Here is a 2,282-nt window from a genome sequence, read left to right as displayed (position 1 = left end):
AGGAGTCGGGCGCAGCGGATCAGTCCCAGATGCGAGTACGCCTGGGGATGATTGCCCAACGCCCGCTCCGCGACCGGATCGAACTCCTCAGGGATCAACCCCGTGGGCCCCGCACGCTCCACCAGATGCGCGAACAACTCCTCGGCCTCCCCACGACGCCCCGTCAACAGATACGCCTCCACCAACCACGCCGTGCACAGATGGAAACCGCCCTCACCCCCCGGCAGACCGTCGTCGCGCCGGTACCGGTACACCGTCGGCCCCTGCCGCAACCCCGCCTCCACCGCGGTCACCGTGGACTGGAACCGCTCGTCGAAGGGATCCAACAACCCCGACAGGCCGATGTGCAACGACGCCGCGTCCAGATCCTCACCCTCATAAGCGGTCGTGTAGGCCCCCACCACCGGGTTCCACCCCCTGGCCACCACCTCCGCGGCGATATCGGCCGCCAACGGCTCCCAGGTCGGATCCACCACCCGACCGAACCGGGCCGCCAACCGCACCGCCCGGTCCAACGTCACCCAGCACATCACCTTGGAGTACACCCGCTGACGCGGCTCGTCGCGCTCCTCCCAGATCCCGTGGTCGGGCTCGTGCCAGCGCCGCGCCACCGCCTCGGCCATCGACCGCACCAGATCCCAGTCCCGCTCGGCCAGCACCCCGCGCCGGTGCGCCAGATCCGCGATCAGCTCCACCACCGGACCGAACACGTCCAGCTGCACCTGGTGGTCGGCGGCGTTGCCCACCCGCACCGGCCGCGACCCGCCGTACCCGGCCAGGGACTCGACGGTCTCCTCCGGGCCCAGGTCCGTGCCGGCCAGCGTGTACAGGGGCCGCAGCAGCTCCGGGGAGGGCAGGGCGGCCACCACCCGGTGCACCCAGTCCAAGAACGCGTCCGCCTCCGCGGTCGAACCCAGCCACACCAGCGCCTGCACGGTCAGCGCCCCGTCGCGCAGCCAGCAGTACCGGTAGTCCCAGTTACGCACCCCGCCGATCTCCTCGGGCAGGGAGGTGGTGGCCGCGGCCATCACCCCGCCCGAAGGGGTGCACAACCCCCGCAACGTCAGCGCCGAGCGGGCGGCCAGATCCCGGGCGGTCACCGGCAGCGTCAACGTGTCCAGCCACCCCGCCCAGTGGTCGCGCACCGCCCGTTGGCGGTCGGCCTCGGCCACACCCGCGGGAGAGAGGTCCTCGGTGCCCAGCCGCAGCTCCAGCACCACCGGGGACCGGCCGGTGGGCTGGACGGTGGCGTGGGCGGTGTCGTGGACCCCGTCGTGGTCGATGGTCCACTCCACGCCCGGGGCGTGCAGCACCATCGCGGTGTCGGCGCCCCGCACCACCAGACCCTCCTCACGCACGTGCAGGCGGACGGGGGCGCGGCCGAAGTCGGGGCGGGGGGCGAACTCCACCCGGGCGGGGGCGGTGCCGGAGAGGACCCGGACCAGGTCGGTGCGGCCCGGGGTGGTGGCGGGGGCCAGGTAGTCGCACACCCCCAGGCCCGCGAAGCGGGTGTGCACGGTCATGGTGCCCGGCTCGTAGCGTTGGCCCAACGGTTGGCCCTGGTGGGTGGGGGTGATGGCGAACACCCCCGCGCCGCGTCCGCCCAGGATCTGGGCGAACACGGCCGGGGAGTCGGGTTCGGGGTGGCACAGCCACACCAGGTCGGCGTCGGGGCCGACCAGGGCGACCGAGGCGTGGTTGGACAGCAGGGACAGGCGTTCGATGGGGGTGGGGCGCTCACCGAAGATCCAGGCGCGGCGTTGGGCCACCAGGGCGGCCAGGAACGTGGCGGCGGCGGGGGTGTGGGCCAGGGTGTGGGCGGCCATGGTCGGTGCGGGGTGGGCGCCCACGCGGATGCCGGCGTCGGGGCCCACCAGGTGGGCGAAGACGTCCTCCTCGCCGTCGCCGCCGCCGATGTAGCAGGTGGCGGTGGCCTCGGTGCTCTGGCGCAGGGCTTTGAGGGCGGTGGGTTTGTCGGGGGTGGGGTGGCCGGCGGCGGGGTCGGGTTCGGTGCCGTGCGCGCCCACGAGGTGGATCTCGGCGGGCAGGCGGGAGAGGGTGGCCAGGCTGGTCAGGGGGCGGGCGGAGATGACGGCGCAGGTGGTGGCGGGCAACTCGGCCAGCTCGCGTAGGGCGCGCACGGCCATGGGGTGGGGTCGGGCCGCGCTGTCGGCGGCGGGGGTGTCCTGCGCGGGGGTCAGGGCGCCGTCGTAGTCGCAGGCGATGAGGAGGCGTGGTGTGCGGGCCAGGGCGGACACCCGCCTACGCACATCCACGGGCAG

Annotated in this window: 1 protein-coding gene; it reads right to left on the bottom strand. The window is 73.9% G+C overall.

Translation table 11 applies throughout. The features are described 5' to 3' along the window. The coding region (locus tag ACTVAJ_RS24745) for a trehalase-like domain-containing protein (RefSeq protein ID WP_470390656.1) at positions 1–2,282 on the bottom strand (2,282 nt) is incomplete at both ends.

Source organism: Nocardiopsis sp. KDC1DS13DA1 (assembly GCF_055632325.1).
Note: the sequence above shows the minus strand (reverse complement) of the source record. Positions and strands in the feature narration are given on the sequence as shown.